The organism is Nocardia sp. NPDC052566 (assembly GCF_044547285.1).
In the GTDB taxonomy this organism is placed as follows: Bacteria; Actinomycetota; Actinomycetes; order Mycobacteriales; family Mycobacteriaceae; genus Nocardia.
Genome location: NZ_JBIUAF010000005.1, coordinates 437,692 through 455,205, shown reverse-complemented (window position 1 = coordinate 455,205; position 17,514 = coordinate 437,692). Strand labels below are relative to the sequence as shown.

17 protein-coding genes are annotated in these 17,514 nt (G+C 67.7%); 9 read left to right on the top strand and 8 right to left on the bottom strand.

Annotation, left to right across the window (positions count from 1 at the left end):
• Nucleotides 1-113: 113 nt before the first annotated feature.
• The 5 genes from ACIG5A_RS27020 to ACIG5A_RS27000 form a co-directional block, all read right to left on the bottom strand.
• Complete coding sequence (locus ACIG5A_RS27020) at nt 114-1,004, bottom strand: alpha/beta fold hydrolase (RefSeq protein WP_397244832.1); 891 nt, start codon at nt 1,002-1,004, stop codon at nt 114-116.
• Nucleotides 1,001-1,156, bottom strand: a complete 156-nt coding sequence (locus tag ACIG5A_RS27015) for a hypothetical protein (protein WP_397244830.1) — start codon at nt 1,154-1,156, stop codon at nt 1,001-1,003. The genes ACIG5A_RS27020 and ACIG5A_RS27015 overlap by 4 nt, the downstream gene beginning before the upstream one ends.
• Before the next feature lie 84 nt (nt 1,157-1,240).
• Nucleotides 1,241-2,293, bottom strand: a complete 1,053-nt coding sequence (locus tag ACIG5A_RS27010) for an ABC transporter substrate-binding protein (protein ID WP_397244828.1) — start codon at nt 2,291-2,293, stop codon at nt 1,241-1,243.
• 3 nt (nt 2,294-2,296) lie between these two features.
• Nucleotides 2,297-3,187, bottom strand: a complete 891-nt coding sequence (locus ACIG5A_RS27005) for an ABC transporter permease (protein WP_397244826.1) — start codon at nt 3,185-3,187, stop codon at nt 2,297-2,299.
• Nucleotides 3,177-3,983, bottom strand: a complete 807-nt coding sequence (locus tag ACIG5A_RS27000; RefSeq protein WP_397244824.1) for an ABC transporter ATP-binding protein — start codon at nt 3,981-3,983, stop codon at nt 3,177-3,179. The genes ACIG5A_RS27005 and ACIG5A_RS27000 overlap by 11 nt, the downstream gene beginning before the upstream one ends.
• A 146-nt stretch (nt 3,984-4,129) precedes the next feature.
• On the opposite strand from ACIG5A_RS27000, the gene ACIG5A_RS26995 reads away from it, so the two are divergent.
• The 6 genes from ACIG5A_RS26995 to ACIG5A_RS26970 all read left to right on the top strand — a co-directional run bounded on the left by ACIG5A_RS26995 (nt 4,130) and on the right by ACIG5A_RS26970 (nt 11,684).
• The gene (locus ACIG5A_RS26995; protein ID WP_397244822.1) at nt 4,130-5,836 is read left to right on the top strand and encodes an ATP-binding protein; all 1,707 of its coding nucleotides are present in this window, start codon (nt 4,130-4,132) and stop codon (nt 5,834-5,836) included.
• On the top strand, nt 5,818-6,489 hold the full coding sequence (locus ACIG5A_RS26990) for a response regulator (RefSeq protein ID WP_397244820.1): 672 nt from the start codon (nt 5,818-5,820) through the stop codon (nt 6,487-6,489). The genes ACIG5A_RS26995 and ACIG5A_RS26990 overlap by 19 nt, the downstream gene beginning before the upstream one ends.
• Nucleotides 6,490-6,580: 91 nt before the next feature.
• On the top strand, nt 6,581-8,251 hold the full coding sequence (locus tag ACIG5A_RS26985) for a hypothetical protein (RefSeq protein ID WP_397244817.1): 1,671 nt from the start codon (nt 6,581-6,583) through the stop codon (nt 8,249-8,251).
• A gap of 227 nt (nt 8,252-8,478) precedes the next feature.
• Entirely contained in the window at nt 8,479-9,741 is a 1,263-nt protein-coding gene (locus tag ACIG5A_RS26980) for a cytochrome P450 (RefSeq protein WP_397244815.1), read from the top strand.
• A 160-nt stretch (nt 9,742-9,901) separates the two neighbouring features.
• Nucleotides 9,902-11,272 (top strand): MFS transporter, encoded by a 1,371-nt coding sequence (locus tag ACIG5A_RS26975; protein WP_397244812.1) that lies wholly within the window; start codon nt 9,902-9,904, stop codon nt 11,270-11,272.
• On the top strand, nt 11,265-11,684 hold the full coding sequence (locus tag ACIG5A_RS26970) for a MarR family winged helix-turn-helix transcriptional regulator (RefSeq protein WP_397244810.1): 420 nt from the start codon (nt 11,265-11,267) through the stop codon (nt 11,682-11,684). Before ACIG5A_RS26975 ends, ACIG5A_RS26970 begins: the two co-directional genes overlap by 8 nt.
• A gap of 30 nt (nt 11,685-11,714) precedes the next feature.
• Here the strand turns inward: ACIG5A_RS26970 and ACIG5A_RS26965 are convergent, their stop codons facing one another.
• Both ACIG5A_RS26965 and ACIG5A_RS26960 read right to left on the bottom strand, forming a co-directional pair.
• Nucleotides 11,715-12,407, bottom strand: coding sequence for an HAD family hydrolase (locus ACIG5A_RS26965; RefSeq protein WP_397244808.1), 693 nt, complete (start codon nt 12,405-12,407; stop codon nt 11,715-11,717).
• Nucleotides 12,404-13,978: a mannitol dehydrogenase family protein gene (locus ACIG5A_RS26960; protein WP_397244806.1), complete on the bottom strand. Its 1,575-nt coding sequence runs from the start codon at nt 13,976-13,978 to the stop codon at nt 12,404-12,406. The genes ACIG5A_RS26965 and ACIG5A_RS26960 overlap by 4 nt, the downstream gene beginning before the upstream one ends.
• A gap of 473 nt (nt 13,979-14,451) precedes the next feature.
• Between ACIG5A_RS26960 and ACIG5A_RS26955 the strand changes: the two genes are divergently transcribed.
• The 3 genes from ACIG5A_RS26955 (at nt 14,452) to ACIG5A_RS26945 (ending at nt 16,999) form a co-directional block, all read left to right on the top strand.
• Nucleotides 14,452-15,501, top strand: a complete 1,050-nt coding sequence (locus ACIG5A_RS26955) for a Gfo/Idh/MocA family oxidoreductase (protein WP_397244804.1) — start codon at nt 14,452-14,454, stop codon at nt 15,499-15,501.
• A gap of 42 nt (nt 15,502-15,543) precedes the next feature.
• A complete protein-coding gene (locus tag ACIG5A_RS26950; protein WP_397244801.1) occupies nt 15,544-16,335 on the top strand; it encodes a M50 family metallopeptidase in 792 nt (263 codons plus the stop codon).
• 85 nt (nt 16,336-16,420) lie between these two features.
• Complete coding sequence (locus tag ACIG5A_RS26945; RefSeq protein ID WP_397244799.1) at nt 16,421-16,999, top strand: pyridoxamine 5'-phosphate oxidase family protein; 579 nt, start codon at nt 16,421-16,423, stop codon at nt 16,997-16,999.
• Between the two features lie 4 nt (nt 17,000-17,003).
• Here ACIG5A_RS26945 and ACIG5A_RS26940 read toward each other — a convergent pair whose 3' ends face one another.
• Nucleotides 17,004-17,384: a hypothetical protein gene (locus ACIG5A_RS26940; protein ID WP_397244797.1), complete on the bottom strand. Its 381-nt coding sequence runs from the start codon at nt 17,382-17,384 to the stop codon at nt 17,004-17,006.
• Nucleotides 17,385-17,514: the final 130 nt, after the last annotated feature.

Genomic DNA, 17,514 nt, shown 5'->3' with positions numbered 1-17,514 from the left:
AGCGCAGTCGAATGGCCCTACGACACGCCGTACAGAGGGGCCATTTGACTGCGCTCGACAAAACCCCGAGCCGCAGAGCCGCACCCGCGCTCGATGGCCGGTGCTTTGGCAGCTCAGCCTCGCCGGACGTGCTCGATGGCGGCGATGGTGGCGGCGGTGTAGGTGGCGGGGTCGGTGAGGAAGACGTCGTGAGCCGCGTTGAGTTCGAAGACTCGGGCGCCGAGCAGGTCGGCCAGTTCCCACTGGTCTTTCGGCGGCACCGCACCGTCGCGGGTGGTGATGACGACGGCGGTGGGCAGCCCGGCGATGGTGTCGAGGTGCGGGCGGAAATCGAAGGCGTATTCGGCAAGGATCACGTCGACGATGACGCGCGGCGGGCAGAGCACCAGTTCGCTGCGCAGCCAGGGCCACCATGCCGCGGTTTGCGGATTGCGCAGGCGCACATGGCGGAAGTAGCTCACCGGCAGTGAACGTCCGAGGCCGCGGCTGTGGTCGGCCAGTGGCCGCAGCCCGCGGAAGAGGACACGGCCGACCTTGTCCGCGGCGCTGTCGAACGACATCGCCGTCGCCTGGAACACCAGACCCGCGACGCGGTCGCGATGGCGCCGGGCGAATTCCAGCCCCACCGGCCCGCCCAGCGAGTAACCGCACACCACCACCCGGTCGATGCCGAGCGCGTCGAGGAGTGCGGCCGCGTCGTCGGCGCACTGCGCGATATCGAACCGCGCGCCGCGCTCGATCGGCAGGCCGCGGCCGTGCCCGCGCATATCCATCGCCACCACGCCGTATTCGTCGGCCAGCGGCTGCATGACGTGGCAGAAGTTCACGTCCGCGGTGATCGCCCACCCGTGCAGCAGCAGGATCGGCGTCTCCCCCTGCGCTACCCGCGCCACCACCCGCGTGCCGTCGGCCAGATCGACCGCATGCCACTGCGGCAACTCCGCGGGCGCCTCACCGATACCGACCGGGACCGGTCCCGAGCGCCGTCGAATCGCGCCACTCACAGCCGCACCTCGCCGGCACCCGGTTCCGCCGTGATCTGCTCGGACGCCGCGCCGATGATTCGCTCGCTCATCGCCGAACCCCACTGTCCATACCTCGACGGTAGCCCGTCACCAAGATCCTCCCTCGCCCACGATGTCGTTCTGTCGGTCATCTGATCCTTCGGCGTGACCCGCACACGCGAAATCCCATGCCCCGGCGGATGTTCGCCGCGGGGCATGGGATTCGGGGATGCGCGTTACTGAGCGTTCGCGCGCAGCGCCTCCTCCACGAACTGCGTCGTGTAGGTCTCGGACAGCTTGATCCGATCCTTGACCGGCGCGACGTTGCGCGAGTACTTGGACAGGATGCGCAGCACGTTCTCCGCGCCTTCGGCCTTCATCACGCCGTCACCGTTGAACATCCCGATCGAATCGCGGATGGACTGGACGTAGAGATCCTTGCCCGCGTTCGCGTACTGCGACGGCATCTTGGCGGCGATCTCCTCCGGGGTGTGCTTCTTGATCCACTGCAGTGTCTGCACGAACGCCGCGGCGATCTTGCGCACGATATCCGGATGCGACTCGATGGTCTCGCAGCGCATGTACAGCGAGGTCGCCGGGTACAGCCCGCCGAGCGCGGCACGGGTGCCCTTCTCGTCGCGCATATCGATCAGGATCTTGGCATCGCCGGAGTTCACCATCTGCGCCACCGTGGGGTCGGTGGTCATGCCCGCATCGATGCCGTTGTGGTTCATGCCCGCGATGAACGTCTGTCCCGCACCGACTTTCACCCGGGTGTAATCCGCGGTGGTCATCCCCTCCTGGCCGGTCAGCGCCTGGGTGAGGAAGTCGGTGGACGAACCGAGCGAGGTGACGCCGAGGTTCTTGCCGCGCAGGTCTTTCGCCGATTTGATGGTGTCGGCGTCCTGTTTGGACACCAGCTCCACCTCGCCGGGCACATCGGAGAACTGCACCACCGATTTGACGCACTGCTCCTTGGCCTGCAGGTCGATGGTGTGGTCGTAGAACCCGATCACGCCCTGTACATCGCCGGTGAGCATGGCGGTTTCGGCGTTGGCGCCGGATTGCTCGCCCATCAGCTTCACGTCGACGTCGTTCTTCTCGAAGAAGCCGAGTTGCTTGGTGAGCATGGCCGGCAGGTAGATCACCTTTTCCAGCCCGCCGACCATGATGGTGATCTGCGGACGCCCGTTCACCATCGGAATCGTGCGCGAGTCACGACATCCGGTGGCGAGCAGCAGCGCCGCGATGGCGACCAGTGCGATCGTCAGATGCCTGAAGTACCTCATGCGTCAGATCCCGTGGCCCGAGTTGGCCTGCGAGGGACGCCATTTCAGCAGCCTGGCCTCGGCCATGCCGATCGCCCACTCGGCCATGAGCGCGATCACCGTGATGATGATCATGCCCGCGTAGATACCCGCCGAGTCGAAGGTGCCCTGCGCGTTGCTGATCAGCAGGCCCAAACCCTTACTGGCGCCCGCGTATTCGCCGACCACCGCGCCGATCAGCGCGAAGCCGAACGCGGTGTGCAGGCTGGACAGGATCCAGGTGGTGGCGCTGGGCAGCACGATCGAACTGAGCACCTGGCGCTTGCTCGCGCCGAGGATGCGCGCGTTGTTGATGACGTTGCCGTCCACCTCCCGCGCGCCGGTGAAGGCGTTGAAGAACACCGCGAAGAACACCAGTACCACCACGGTGGCCACCTTGGACTGCAGCCCGAGGCCGAACCAGATGATGAACAGCGAGGCGAGCACGATGCGCGGAACGGCGTTGAGCGCCTTGATGAACGGCGCGAGCACCTCGGCCCAGTACCGGCTGCGGCCCAGCAGTGTGCCGAGCACGACACCGGCGACGGTGCCGATCACGAAGCCGAGCACCGCTTCCTGCACGGTGGTGTAGATCTGCAACCAGACCGACCCGAATTGGGTTCCGTCGGTGAACCATTCGACCAGCCGGGCCCAGATGGCCGAGGGCTTGGAGTAGAAGAACGGGTCGATCCACAGCGTGGCGGTCAGCTCCCAGGAGCCGAGCCACAGCGCGACCAGTGCGAGGCGCAGACCCCAGGTGCGAATCCGGTTGCGCCGCACGTTCGTCCGCACCCGGGCGAGGATCTGCTCCTCGGTTTCATGCTCGACGATCAGCGGGGCAGCCCCGTTGTCCTTCTCGAGGACGTTATGCGACACGGGACGCTCCCTGTGCTCGAGCCGCCTCGACCTGGTCGCGCAGCGTTTCCCAAATTTCCTTGTAGATGTCGCGGAACTCGGTGGTGAGCCGGACCTCTTCGACATCGCGTGGCCGGTCCAGCGAGACAGTGAAGTTGCCGCACACCGTCGCCGGGCTCGCGGTCATCACGACCACCCGGTCGGCGAGCACGATCGCCTCTTCCAGATCGTGGGTCACGAAGATGACCGCGGCGCCGGTGCCCGCCCACACGCGCAGCAGCTCGTCCTGCATCAGCGCGCGGGTCTGCACGTCGAGCGCGCTGAACGGCTCGTCCATCAGCAGAATCTCCGGCTCGTTGACCAGCGTCTGCGCCAGCGCGACGCGCTTGCGCATACCGCCGGACAGCTGATGCGGGTAGTAGCTCTCGAAGCCGGCCAGCCCGACCTTGCGCACCCACGCTTTCGCCTTCTCGCGCGCCTCGGCCTTCGACGCGCCGCGCAGCTTGGGGCCGAGCGCGACATTGTCGAGCACGCTCTTCCACGGCAGCACCGCGTCCTGCTGGAACATGTAGCCGATGCCGTCCGGGATGCCGTGCACATCCTTGCCGTGCACCAGGGTCCGTCCCGCGGAGGCGGGTTCGAGCCCGGAAACCAGCGAGAGGGTGGTGGACTTTCCGCATCCGGTCGGGCCGACCACGGCGACGAATTCGCCGGGGCGCACTTCGAGGTCGAGATTCTTCACGGCGGTGTGGATACCGCCGTTCGAGCCGGGAAATCGCTTCGTCGCGCTCCGCAGCTCGATGAGTGGTTCGGTCATGCTGGGTAACTCCTACGTAATAGGTAGGTGAACGGTACGTAACCGCCGTCACAACTGGCGACTTGTGCGCGCAACCCGCGCAAAGCATCGATTCGATGGTTTTGCGCATTGTGCTCACGCGAGCATACGTGCATTATGCTGCGGGAATGGCCAACAGAGGGTCACCGGCAGTCCGGTTGCGAACGCAGGTGCTCGCGCTGCAGATCGTGGTCGTGACGCTGACCCTCGGCGTCGCGTTCGCGGTTTTCGGCTACGTCAGTGACCGCCGTCTCGGCGACGCCTACGGACAAAGGGCGTTGGCGATCGCCCGCACGGTCGCCTCCGATCCGCTGGTGCGCAGCGAGGTGACCCGGTATGCGCCCGGTGCGCTCGACACCGATCCGGGGCTGCGTCAGCAACTCGTCACCGGACCACTGGAGCGGATCGCGGTGGACGCCACCCAGCGCACCGGCGCCCTGTTCGTGGTGATCACCGACGACGCGGGCATCCGGCTCGCGCATCCGGATCCGGACCGGCTGGCCGAGCACGTCAGCACCGATCCGTCGCGCGCGCTGGCCGGACGCGAGGTGATCGTCGAGGAGCGCGGCACGCTCGGCGATTCGGTGCGCGCGAAAGTTCCTGTGCTGTCTCCGGATTCGGAGCAGGTGGTAGGGCAGGTCAGCGTCGGCATCTCGACGGCGGCGATCCGCGATCAGCTGCTCGACGACTTGCGCACCGCCGCACTGCTGGTCGGCGCCGCACTGCTGGTCGGCATCCTCGGCTCGGCGCTGCTCGCCAGGCGGTGGCGCGGGCTGACGCTCGGACTGGAGCCGAGCGAACTCGCCGAGCTGGTGCGCGGGCAGGCGGCGGTGCTGCACGGTATCGGGCGCGGTGTGCTCGCCGTCGATTCGCGCTGGCGCACCACGTTCGTCAACGACGAGGCGCGCAAACTGCTCGGCGTCTCCGACGAGGTCGGCCGACCTGTGGATGAAATCGGGCTGACCCCAAGGGTTTTGGAGGTCTTCCGCGCACTCGACGAGCAGCCGACACCCGCAACGGTCGGCTCACACATCGTGGTCGTCTCCGCGCGACGGGTCAGCCGGGAGAACCGGGATCTCGGCGCGGTACTGACCGTGCGCGACCGCACCGACGTGGAAGCACTGACGCGCCAACTGGATGCGGTGCAGTCGATGAGTACCGTCCTTCGGGCCCAACGCCACGAATTCTCCAACAAGATGCATCTGCTCAGCGGCCTGCTGCACGGCGGCCGCACCGAGGAGGCCGCGCGCGTGCTCGACGAGCTGACCGGCGCAGGTCCACTCGGGCCGGCGACCCCGGGCATCGATGCCATCCAGGACCCCTATCTGCAGGCGTTCCTCGCGGCAAAAGCCGCGCACTCCAGGGAAAGTGGCGTTCAGCTCTCGCTCGGTCCCAACACCTGGGTGGACAGCACCCTCGCCGATCCGGTGGACGTCACCACCGTGCTCGGCAACCTGCTCGACAATGCCATCGAGGCGGCGCGTATCGGCGACAACCCGGTCAAACAGGTGGATGTCGAACTGGTGCAGGAGGATTCGACCCTGCACATCGTGGTCGCGGACAGCGGTGACGGTGTCGCACCCGAATTGCTCGATACCCTGTTCACCGAGGGCACCTCGACCAGGGAGGACCGCGGCGTACCCGGCGGGCGCGGGGTCGGCCTCGCGCTGATCCGCCAGATCGCCCGCGCCCACGGCGGCGATGTCCGGCTGGCCTCACCGCACGGCGACACACCGCCGTTGACCGGCGCCGAATTCATTGCCCGACTACCCGGAGTACTCGGAAACCGCGAGGCGCTCGGAGACAGCGAGGTGTCATGGCCGCGTCAGATCTGACCGTACTCGTCGTCGACGACGACTTCCGCGTCGCCAACCTGCATGCCGGAATCGTGTCCGCCATCGCGGGTTTCCGTGTCGCGGGCACCGCGAACACGGTGGCCGCCGCCCGTGAGCTCAGCGCCGCGGGGCCGGTGGACCTCGCGCTCGTCGACGTATTCCTGCCCGACGGTTCGGGTATCGAGCTGGTGCGCGAACTATCGTGCGACACCATGGTTTTGACAGCTGCCACCGAAAGCGCCACCGCGCGTGCCGCCTTCGCCGCCGGCGCGCTGGCCTACCTGGTGAAGCCCTTCCCGCACACCGTGCTCGCGGCCCGGCTGGCCGGATACGCCCGCTACCGGCGCACCCTCGCCGCACCGCACGTCGACAACGACCGCATCGAGGCCGCGCTGCAGGCGCTGCGCTCCGGCCCATCGCCTACCGCGAGCGTCGCGGCCGCCTCCCCCACCAAGGATCTTGTGCTACACACGATCCTGGAGGCCGGCGCACCGCTGTCCGCGGGCGAGGTCGCCATCGCGATCGGCATCTCCCGTGCCACTGCCCAGCGCTACCTGGCCGCCCTCGTCGGCGCGGGAACGGTGCTGATGCGGTTGCGCTACGGCACGACCGGCCGCCCGGAGCAGGAGTACGAGCCCGCCCGCCGGGAGTGAGACTTTCCGGACAAAATAAACCGACCGGTCTATGATGAATCGATGATGCGTCACTGACCACCCGGTGACGGAGCGTGTGGATGCTTAGTCAATGCGTTCCACCATCAGACTCCGCGCCGCGGCAGCGGTCACCCTGCTCGCGCTCGCACTGACCGGCTGCGGTTCCAGTGACTCCGCTCAGCCGACGACCGCCGGAAAAGGGTCGAGCAAAGGGTCGGCGGCGGGTGGGAGCGAACCGGATTACACGCCGACCGGAAAGCTGCTGGCCGACTCCGGATTCCGGCCCGCGACCAACGGTTTCGGCTTCCAGAACTACGGCAACGACGAGAATCCGGCCAACCTGACCGCGGACACCATGCGCACGCTGTTCGGCGACTCGGTATGCGCGAATACGGCGGACGGCCACTGCGCACTCATCCCGCAGGCCGAGGCATGGATGGAGGAGCAGAACAAGGGCATGGGCGCCGGGCACTGCTACGGCATGTCGGTGACCAGCCTGCTGCTGCAATCCAAGCAGCTCGATCCGGCGAAGTACGGCGCCGATTCCGCCGCGAAGATCGACCTGGCGGGCAACCAGGCGCTGCAGACGATGATCGCGCAGCAGTTCGTCGGGCAGTTCATGCCGGACGTGGTCGCGGGCCAGATCAAGGGCACGCCGAAGCAGATCGTCGACAAGCTCGTCGAACTGCTGAAGCCGGGCGCGAAGGAGACCTACTCGATCGGGTTCTACAAGCGCGACATGACCGGCGGCCACGAGGTCACCCCGTACGCGGTGGAGGACAAGGGCGACGGCAAAGCGGCAATCCTGATCTACGACAACAACTACCCCGGCGTCACCCGCCACATCGATGTCGACCGCACCGCCGACACCTGGCGCTACGAAACCGCGTCGAACCCGGCCGAGCCCAGCGAACCCTACGAGGGCGACGCGAGCACCGGCACCCTGGCGCTCGACCCGACGACCCCGGCCCAGAAGACGCACCAATTCGCCTACACCGCACATGATGCCAAGGGCGCCAAGGGCGGTGCGCCCGCGGGCGGCCCGCCGGTCACCGTGTATCTCGACGGCAACCCGATCGACCACGGGCATCTGCTGATCAGCGACGACAAGGGTCGCCGCATCGGCTACCTGAACGGCAAGCGGGTCAACGAGATTCCCGGCGCGCGGTTCGTCGACGTCAAGGCCAACAACTCCACCTACGCCTACGAACCCGACTACGAGCTGCCGCCGGACACCCACTTCACCGTGACCGTCGACGGCACCGGGCTGAAGAAGGCCGATTCGACCGACGTGACAATCCTCGGCGATGCCTTCGCGGTCACCGTCTCCGGCATCAAGCTGGCGCCCGGCGCGAAGTCGACGATCGATATGTCGGTCGACGGCGACCGAGTCACCTACTCCTCCACCGACGCTCAGGCGCCCGATATCGAAATCGGCGAAGCCTACGACGCGGCCGACTACACCTTCACCGCGAAGCAGGCGGCCGTCGGCGCGGGCGGCACGGTCACCGTCTCACTTCCCTTGGACCGCAACGTCTTCACCGTCGACGCGAGCAAGTCCGGCGCGGCCGGGGCCATCGGTGTGCTGATGGAACGCGTCGACGATCACGCCGCACGCACCTTCCAGAAGGACGGCGTCACCGTGGCCGCGGGCGCGAGCGCCGCCTTCGATTTCGACGGCTGGGACGGCGGCGGCACCTCGATCACGCTCACCGTTACCGACCGAGGAACGCCGACCACCACGCAACTACCGGCGAAGTAGCGCGAACACCTCGGCGGCGCTCAGTCGCCGAGGTGCGGAAGTCGGCACGGCAAGCGATCACCGTGGCGGAACGGGCCGTGCGCCTCCCTCCGTTCGGCCATGCGCGCGGTGTGGATCTCACCCCGTCCATCCGCCGTTGGGAGGACGTCGTGGCGGCGCGGATTCGATAGTGTCGGACACACATGCGCGAGCCCCGACCTCCTCGCCGCGGCTCGAAGGAGGTTGTGGTGCTGTCCATTTCCGATATCCGGTTCGCGTCCCGAATCGGGTTCACCCGAGGCTCGGGCTGGCTGCTCGCCCTCTCCGGCGATCGGCTCGCGCGCCTGGGCAACGCGCCATGGCGGATGGATCCCTATCCGATCTATGCCGAATTGCGCGCCACCGGACCATGGTTGCCGAGCCGGACCGGCATGACGATGGCGCCGGGCTACCACCTGTGTGACGCGGTGCTGCGCGATCGCCGGTTCGGCGTGCAGCGCTCCACGGCGTCACCGCCCAGCTATCAGGCGCAATTTCTCGCCGACATCGAGGCGACACCATCGTTCCTCGACCTCGATCCGCCCGAGCACACCCGGCTGCGCGGCCTCGCCCGCCCGGCGTTCAGCGCAAGGAAGATCACCGGGTACCGCCCCGCGGTGGAGCGTGTCACCAAGGAACTGCTCGATCGCGCGACCTCCAAGGGGAGCTTCGATCTCATCGCAGATTTCGCCACGCCGCTGCCGATCGCGGTCATCAGCGACCTGCTCGGCATCCCCGACGTGGATGCCGAGATATTCGCCGACTACGGCACCGCCCTCGTCGCCTCGCTCGACGGCGTGCGCTCGCTGCGGCACGCGCGGGAACTGAAAGAGGCCACCGCACAGCTGCATTCGTTGTTCACCAGGCTCGCCGACGAGCGAACGAGCGATCCGGGCGACGACGTGATCAGCGCACTGGCCACCGCGCGCGCCGAACAGCGGCTGACCGGCCTCGAACTGGTCGCCACCTGCCGGCTGCTGCTCATCGCGGGTTTCGAAACCACCGTCAATCTCATCGGCAATGCCGTCAGCGCATTGCTGCGGCATCCGGCGCAGTGGGGTTTGCTGTGCACCGATCCCGATCTGGCCGAACGGGCCGTCGAGGAGACACTGCGCTACGACCCGCCGATCCAGCTCACCGGCCGATTCGCCAAGGAGGACTTCGAATTCGGCGGCCACCGGTTCCGGCGCGACGATGTGGTCGTCCTATTGCTCGGCGCCACCGGCCGCGACGAGCGGGTATTCGCCCGCCCCGACGAATTCGACATCACCAGGACGCCCGAGGCAGGCCACCTTGCCTTCTCCAGCGGCATCCACTACTGCCTCGGCGCCCCGCTCGCTCGCATGGAAGGGGCCGTCGCGCTGCGCGCGCTCGCCGAACGCGCGCCCGACCTGCGCCCGGCCGGGCCCGAACGCCGACGCAACACCACGGTGATCCGTGGCCTGCGACGGCTTCCGGTGCGGACCGGTTAGACGTCGACGCGATCCCACCCGTGCCTGATGCGCCGGGGCCGACGTACCCGTCGGCGCGTGCCTGGTCAGCCTCCCCACGGTCGCGTCCAGTCGCGACCACGTGAAGTGACTCAGGGCACACCTCTTGCCAGCGGAACAGTTGTGCTCGCACAATAGTTGTGTGAGCACAACCTTTGAACTGTCGCCGCGGCGCAAGACCGTCGTGCTGCTGACCTGCTGCCTGAGCCTGCTGATCGTCTCGATGGACGCGACCATCGTCAATGTCGCGGTCCCCGCCATTCGCGACGATCTGCACGCGTCGACCGCGCGGTTGCAGTGGATCATCGACATCTACACGCTCACCCTGGCCAGCGTGCTGCTGCTGTCCGGCGCGATGGCCGACCGGTTCGGGCGGCGCAGGGTGTTCCGAATCGGGCTGACGCTCTTCGCGCTCGGCTCGCTGCTGTGCAGCATGGCGCCGACCATCGAGGCGCTGATCGGCGCCCGCTTCCTGCAGGCGCTCGGTGGCTCGATGCTGAATCCGGTGGCCATGTCGATCATCACCCAGGTGTTCACCGGAAAGGTGGAACGCGCTCGCGCCATTGGTGTTTGGGGCGCTGTCGTCGGTATCGCGATGGCGCTCGGGCCGATCGTCGGCGGCGTGCTGATCGATGCGCTCGGCTGGCCGTCGGTGTTCTGGATCAACCTGCCGATCTGTGCGGCCGCCCTGGTGCTCACGACTGTCTATGTGCCCGAATCCAAGTCGGCGACGCCGCGCGGTATCGATCCGATCGGGCAGCTGCTGGCGATCGCGCTGATGTTCACGCTGGTGTTCGGGCTGATCGAGCAGATGCCGCTGATGTTCGTGGTCGCGACGCTCGCGGGCATCGCGTTCGTCTGGTACGAATCGCGGCACCGGCAGCCGTTCATCGATCTGCGCTTCTTCCGCAGCGCGCCGTTCAGCGCGGCCACCGTCATCGCGGTGTGCGCGTTCGCCACCTTCGGCGCGTTCCTGTTCACCTGCTCGATCTATCTGCAATCGGTGCGCGGATATTCGGCCGTGCACACCGGAATGCTGTATCTCGCGATGGCGGGCGCGATGCTGATCTTCTCGCCGCTGTCGGGACGACTGGTCGGCAAGTACGGCACGCGGCCGTCGCTGCTCGCGGCGGGTGCGTTCATGACGATCGCCGCGGTACTGCTGACCCGGCTCGACGCGAGCACGCCGGAGTGGGCACTGATCGTGACGTTCGCGATCTTCGGCATCGGCTTCGGCATGGTGAACGCGCCGATCACCACGGCGGCGGTGAGCGGCATGCCATTGGATCGCGCGGGTGCGGCCGCCGCGGTGGCCTCGACGAGCCGTCAGGCCGGCACGAGTATCGGCGTGGCACTGGCCGGAACTGTCGCGGGGGCGGGATTGTGGTGGGTGCTCGCGGCGCTCACCGCGGGAATCGCCATACTCGGGATTGTCGCGAATACCGCGTGGGCCGAACGGTCCCGCGCGCGCGTCGCCCCGATCCTCGACCAGAAGGTGCCCGCACATGCCTGACGACCCGCCCACCGCCGATGAGGTGTGGGCGCTGCTCACCCATGTGGTGATGGACACCCGCGATCAGTGGAAGCGGGCGGTCGTCGATCGAATGGGTATGCCGTTCAGCAGGATTCGCATCCTGAAGCGGCTGCTGCCCGGTCCGCTGACACTCGGGCAGATCGCCACCGCCACCACCATGGACGCCCCCGCGACCACGGTGGTGGTCAACGATCTGGAGGAGCGCGGCCTGGTGGTCCGCGAGATCGACCCCACCAACCGCCGCCGCAAACAGGTCTCCATCACCGACGCGGGCCGCGCCATCGTCACCGACGCACTCGCCACCCCCGACCCGGCCCCCGCCCCCGTCACCGCCCTCTCCCCCACAGACCTCCGCGCCCTCCGCGACGTCCTCCGCAAACTCGAACACTGACCCCGCCGCGGCGGCAGCGGGACAGCGGGGTCACGAGGCGGGTTCGGGGGTGCGTTCGTTGGCGGCGGCGATGTAGTCGACGGCATGCAGGAGGTCCGGGTACAGGCGGTGGGCCATGTGCCGGGACTCGTCGGTGGGCTGGACGAGATCGGGGATCAGCAGGCAGCGCAGGCCCGCGGCGTGCGCGGCGCGCAGGCCGTTGGTCGAATCCTCCAGTGCCAGTGTGGTTTCCACTTCGCCGCCGAGTGCGGCCATGGCGGTGAGGTACGGCTCCGGATCGGGTTTGCCGTTCGTCACGTCCTGGCGGGTGATCACGGCGTCGAACCGGTCGGCGAGACCGACCAGCCGCAGGTGGTGATCGGCGCGATCGCGCGAGGACGAGGTGGCGATCGCCTTCGGAATCCCTTGGAACTCCAGGTAATCCAGCAGTTCGGCGGCGCCGGGCTTGGTGGTGAGCCGCCCGCTGTCGACCAGCACCCGCAGATGCACCTCGTGCACCACGAAGTACCGCTCCAACGGGAAGTCCGGGCCGTACGCGGCGGCCGCCAGCTCGCGACAGCGATCGGCGGGCACACCGATCATGCTGCGGCAGAACTCGATCGGCATGTCGTAGCCGAGTTCGGCGCCCGCGCTCACCAGCGATTCCATCGCCAGCCGCTCCGAATCGATCAGCAGGCCGTCCATATCGAAAACGACCGCGCGCACCGGTGTTTCGGCACTCATTCGATACCCCTTTCGAATTCGGGCAGCAATCTGCGCCGCACCACCGTGTCTACCCGGTCACCGGCGAGTTCGGCCAGTGCGTCGCCCACCTGGCGCTGCACCCGGTCCGGGTCGGGCAGCGTGCCGAAGATATCGGCGCGCCACAGGAACTCCCTGGCCCTGCGGTAGGGATCGGGCTGGCTCGCCGACTTCGTCAGCGACTCCAGGCGCGGATCGATCACCTCCATGATCGCGTTGGGGCGCTGGGTTTCGGTGAACCAGCGGATCCACGCGGCGATCAACAGGGTGGCGCCGGGTGTCGGCCTGCCCGCCGCGATGTTCTCGCACATCGCCGCGACCACCCGCGGCACCATCTTGTCCGAGCCGTTGCGCCCGACCCGGGTCATGTCGTGGCAGATGGCCGGATTGCGGAAGCGGCGGATCAGCCCGTCCACGGTCCTGCGCAGTTCCGCGGGTGGCAGCGCCAGGGTCGGGCCCTGTTCGCGGAGCATGAACTGGCGGGCCAGCGCCGCGAGCGCCGGATCGGCGGTCGCCTCGGCGATGGTCGAATATCCCGCCAGCGCACCGAGGTAGGCCAGCAGCATGTGGCTGGCGTTGAGCAGGCGCAGCTTCGCCAGCTCGTAGTCGGTGACATCGTCGACGAAATGCGCGCCCGCGTCTTCCCACCGCGGGCGCTCACCGTCGAAATTCTCGATCGTCCAGGTCATGAACGGTTCAGCCGAGACGGGCGCGTGATCCTCGATGCCGCCGAGGCAGTTGCGCGCGACCGCGAGATCGGCCGGGCTGCCCGGCTGCACGATGCGGTCGACGACGCTGTTGGGGAACTGCACGTTGCGGGCGATCCAATCGGCGAGCCCGTCGTCGCGCAGCGAGGCGAGGTCGATCACCGCGCCGCGCAGCTTCCTGCCGTTCTCGCACAGGTTGTCGCAGCTGATCACCACCGGCGGCGTCCCGCCGCGCTTGCGTACCGCCTCCAGCCCGCGCACCAGCATGCCGATCGGGCTCACCGGTGTCGCGGGGCAGCGGATGTCGTGGTGCACGGCGTCGCATGCCGCGTCCAGCCTGCCGGTCACCGGCGAGATGCAGTAGCCGCTGGCGGTGACGGTCAAGGTGACGATCTTGATGTTCGGGTCGGCCATCCGCGCGGGTACGCCGATCCGGTCGGTCGGCGCGTGCACGGTCTCGGTGATCGAGCCGACCACCTCCACCCGTGCGTCGCCGTCGTCGTGCAGCAGCGTGGTGTACAGATTGTCTTGTGCCCGAAGGGCATCCACGACGGTCGGCCGGGTCATGGCCACCGCCGCGATGCCCCAGCGCGGATCGGCCGCGGCATTCATGGCGTGCTGGGTGAGCAGGGCCTGGTGGGCCCGATGGAAAGCTCCGCAGCCCAGATGCAGGATGCCGGTGGTCAGGCTGCGCGGCGCGAAGGTGGGCCTGGCGACCGTGTCGGGCAGGCGGGTGAGCAAATCCGCGGAAAGGCGCGGAACGATTCGATTCTCCGATATGTCCGGCATCGCGTCCGCGCCGGATTCATTTTTCTTCGCGAGAGCGGTATGCAGCGGCACACGCATGTGCGGCCTCCATCCGTGCCAGAAATTGTCGATCGGGAACGGCTGATCAGCACTGAGTCAGGCGCGTTTCACACGCTAGGTCAGGGCATGGGATATTTCGACGGATAGCAGGTCGGATCGCCCCGAATCAGGCATAGACGCAGCTCACAGCGTTTGTCGTTAATTTTCCATAAAGCGGCACGTCATCGGGTGCGACACCGGAGGCGAAAACGGGCAAAAACAAGTCCGAAAATAACGGAACGTGACCTTGGCCACGCTAACTATATTTCGAATTGTCCGAATAGCGGCAATTTTGGGAAACTCTTAATTTGCCAACGAGTAACTGAGCAAACCTACCGCCCGGTTCGCCTTGGCAAACCTTGAGCTAGTACCCGTTGGGGCTGGCGGTAGCTGCGAATGCACGCAAACCGTAAAGACCGCCGCCCCTGATCCGGCAAGCGGGCCAAGTCACATACTGCAGTAGCGTCGGGACAATGAGCAGCCTCGACGTCGCCATCCTCGGGTACGGCCTCGCCGGATCGGTCTTCCACGCACCGCTGATCGCCGCACAACCGCGGCTGCGGGTAGCCGCGGTGGTCACCGGATCCGGCGAGCGGGCGGCGCAGGCCCGGCGCGAGCACCCCGGCGTCCGGGTGCTCGGCAGCGCCGAGGAACTGTTCGCCGCTCCCGCGGGCATCGACCTCGTGGTGGTCGCGACACCGAACCGCAGCCACGCGCCGCTGGCCCGGCAGGCGCTGGCGGCCGGGCTGCCCGTGGTGGTGGACAAGCCGTTCGCGGTGACGGTCGCCGACGCCGAGGACCTGATCGCGCGGGCGGAACAGGCCGGGCTCGCCTTGTCGGTCTTCCAGAATCGGCGCTGGGACGACGACTTCCTGACCGCGCGCGGGCTGATCGAGGCCGGAAAGCTCGGCGCGATCAACCGCTTCGAATCGCGATTCGAGCGCTGGCGGCCGGTGCCGAAGGGCAGCTGGCGTGAGGTCGGCAGCGCCGAGGACGGCGCCGGCATCCTGTTCGACCTCGGCAGCCACCTCGTCGATCAGGCGGTGACGCTGTTCGGGCCGGTGCGCGCCGTCTACGCCGAGCTCGACCGGCGCCGCGACGGAATCCTTTCCGACGACGACACTTTCGTGGCGCTCACGCACGAATCCGGCGTCCGGTCGCAGCTGTGGATGAGCGCGGTGACACCGCAACTCGGGCCGCGCCTGCGGGTGCTCGGCAGCGATGCGGGCTTCGTCTCCTACGGACTGGATCCGCAGGAGGAAGCCTTGCGCTCGGGCAGGCGACCCGACGACGGACAGGGGCCGTGGGGCACCGCCGACCGTTGGGGCGCGCTGGGCGCCGATCCCGCCGAGCGCGTCCCGCTGCTCGCGGGCGACTATCCGGCGTTCTACGCCGCGATGGCGGCGGCGCTGCTCGACGGCGCGCCGGTGCCGGTCGATCCCCGCGATGCCGTCGCCACCCTGCGCATCCTCGACGCCGCGCGTCGCTCCTCGGACGACAACGAGGTCGTCACCGAATTCTGATTCGAGATGCTGACGCAGTGCGGCGGGCTATATGGTGCGGCGGTGGATACAGCCGAGTTCGTCGACCGTGGAGCCTCCATCGCGGATCGGCTGACAACGACACAGGCGGCGCCGCCGTGGTGGCTGGTGGCCGCGACCGCGGCGCTCGCGCTGGCGTTCGTCGGGTTCACCCCGATCTGGCGGCTCGCCCGCGCCGTGGTGACCATCGCGCACGAGGGCGGGCACGCGCTGCTCGCACTGCTCACCGGGCGCAGGCTCAACAGCATCACCTTGCATTCCGACACTTCGGGTTTGACCGTCTCCAGCGGAAAGCCGTACGGGCTCGGCATGATTCTCACCGCGATGGCGGGCTATCCCGCGCCGCCGCTCGTCGGCCTCGGCTTCGCCGCACTCCTTGGGGCACACCGGATCACGCTGATGCTGTGGGTCACCATCGCGCTGCTGTTCGCAGTGCTGATCAAGGTGCGCAACATCTATGGCCTGTTCACCGTATTCGCTCTGGGCGCAGCGGTATTCGCCGTTTCCTGGTTCGGGACCGACACGGTGCAGGCCGGTTTCGCCTATCTCGGCGCGTGGTTCCTGCTGTTCGCCGGTGCGCGCCCGGTAATCGAGTTGCAGCGCACCAGATCCCGGCGCGGCGGTGGCGCGCGCGACTCCGACGCCGATCAGCTCGCCCGCCTCACCCACATTCCCGGACTGCTGTGGGTGCTGGTCTTCGGCGCGATCGCGGTGGGCGCGCTGATCGTCGGCGCGGGGCTGCTGCTCGCCGACGCGAGCGGGATGTGCATCCCGCACCTGTCCGACAGCGCCTGCCCGGTACCCACCGCGCCCTGAGAGCGATTTCACTGCGATAACCAGCGGGTTCTCCTGTATACCCTCACTAGGGTGAGCTGTATCGCCGGGAGCAAGGAGATTCACGATGGCGAAGATCTTCGCTGAAATAGACGACAAGCTACAGAAGTTCATCGAGGAACAGCCGATGTTCTTCGTGGCCACCGCGCCGTCCGAGGGCGGCCACGTCAATGTCTCCCCCAAGGGCTACCGCGATACCTTCGCCATCCTCGACGAGCACACCGTCGCCTACCTCGATCTGTTCGGCAGCGGCGCGGAAACCATCGCCCACCTGCGCGACAACGGCCGCATCACGGTGATGTTCTGCTCCTTCACCCGCACCTCGAAGATCCTGCGCCTCTTCGGCACCGGCCGTGTGGTCCGCCCGGACTCCCCCGAATTCGATGCCCTGCGACCCCATTTCGGCCTGCAACACCCCGGCATCCGCGCCGTCATCGTCGTCTCGGTGGACCGCATCGCCGATTCCTGCGGCTACTCGGTCCCCTACCTCGACCTGGTCGACGAACGCCCCGTCCTCGACGCACTGCACGCACGGCGCACCGACGACGAATTCGCCCAGCGCATCACCACCGTCAACGCCGCGAGCATCGACGGACTTCCCGCTCTCCTGCCCGACCACCCCCTCCCGTCGAGTATCGAGCGGTAGCCGCTCAGCGCCGGCGCAGCAGGCGCCAGAGGACGAGGGCCGCGACCGCCGCGGCGGCAAGCAGCACCGGTACGGGTGGCCGCTGACTTTCCGGCTGGGCTTCGCTCTGGTCGATCAGGTTGCGGGCCTGAGCCTTGGCGTGTTCGGCCTTGGCTTTGGCCTCGCGCTTGATCTCGGCGGCCTTCGTTCTCGTATCTTGTTTGATCTCAGCGGCTTTGGCCTTCGTCTCCCGCTTGATCTCCGCGCTCCTTGCTTTGGCGTCGTGCCTGACCTCAGCGGCTTTGACCTTGGCGTGCTCCCTGGCCTCCGCCGCTTCGGCGCGGGCGGTCGCGGCCAGTTCCCGCATCTTCTCCTGCGTCTCATTGCCCGATTTGTGTGTGCTCATTGATCTTTCCTTTCTCGAGCATCGTCATCGGAGTGTTCGCCGTCGGATCGGGGGCGGTATCCCTCTGCCGGTTACCCGGGTCACCCCGGCACAAACGGACGAAGAGGGCGGATAAGTTGCCTGTTTCGCG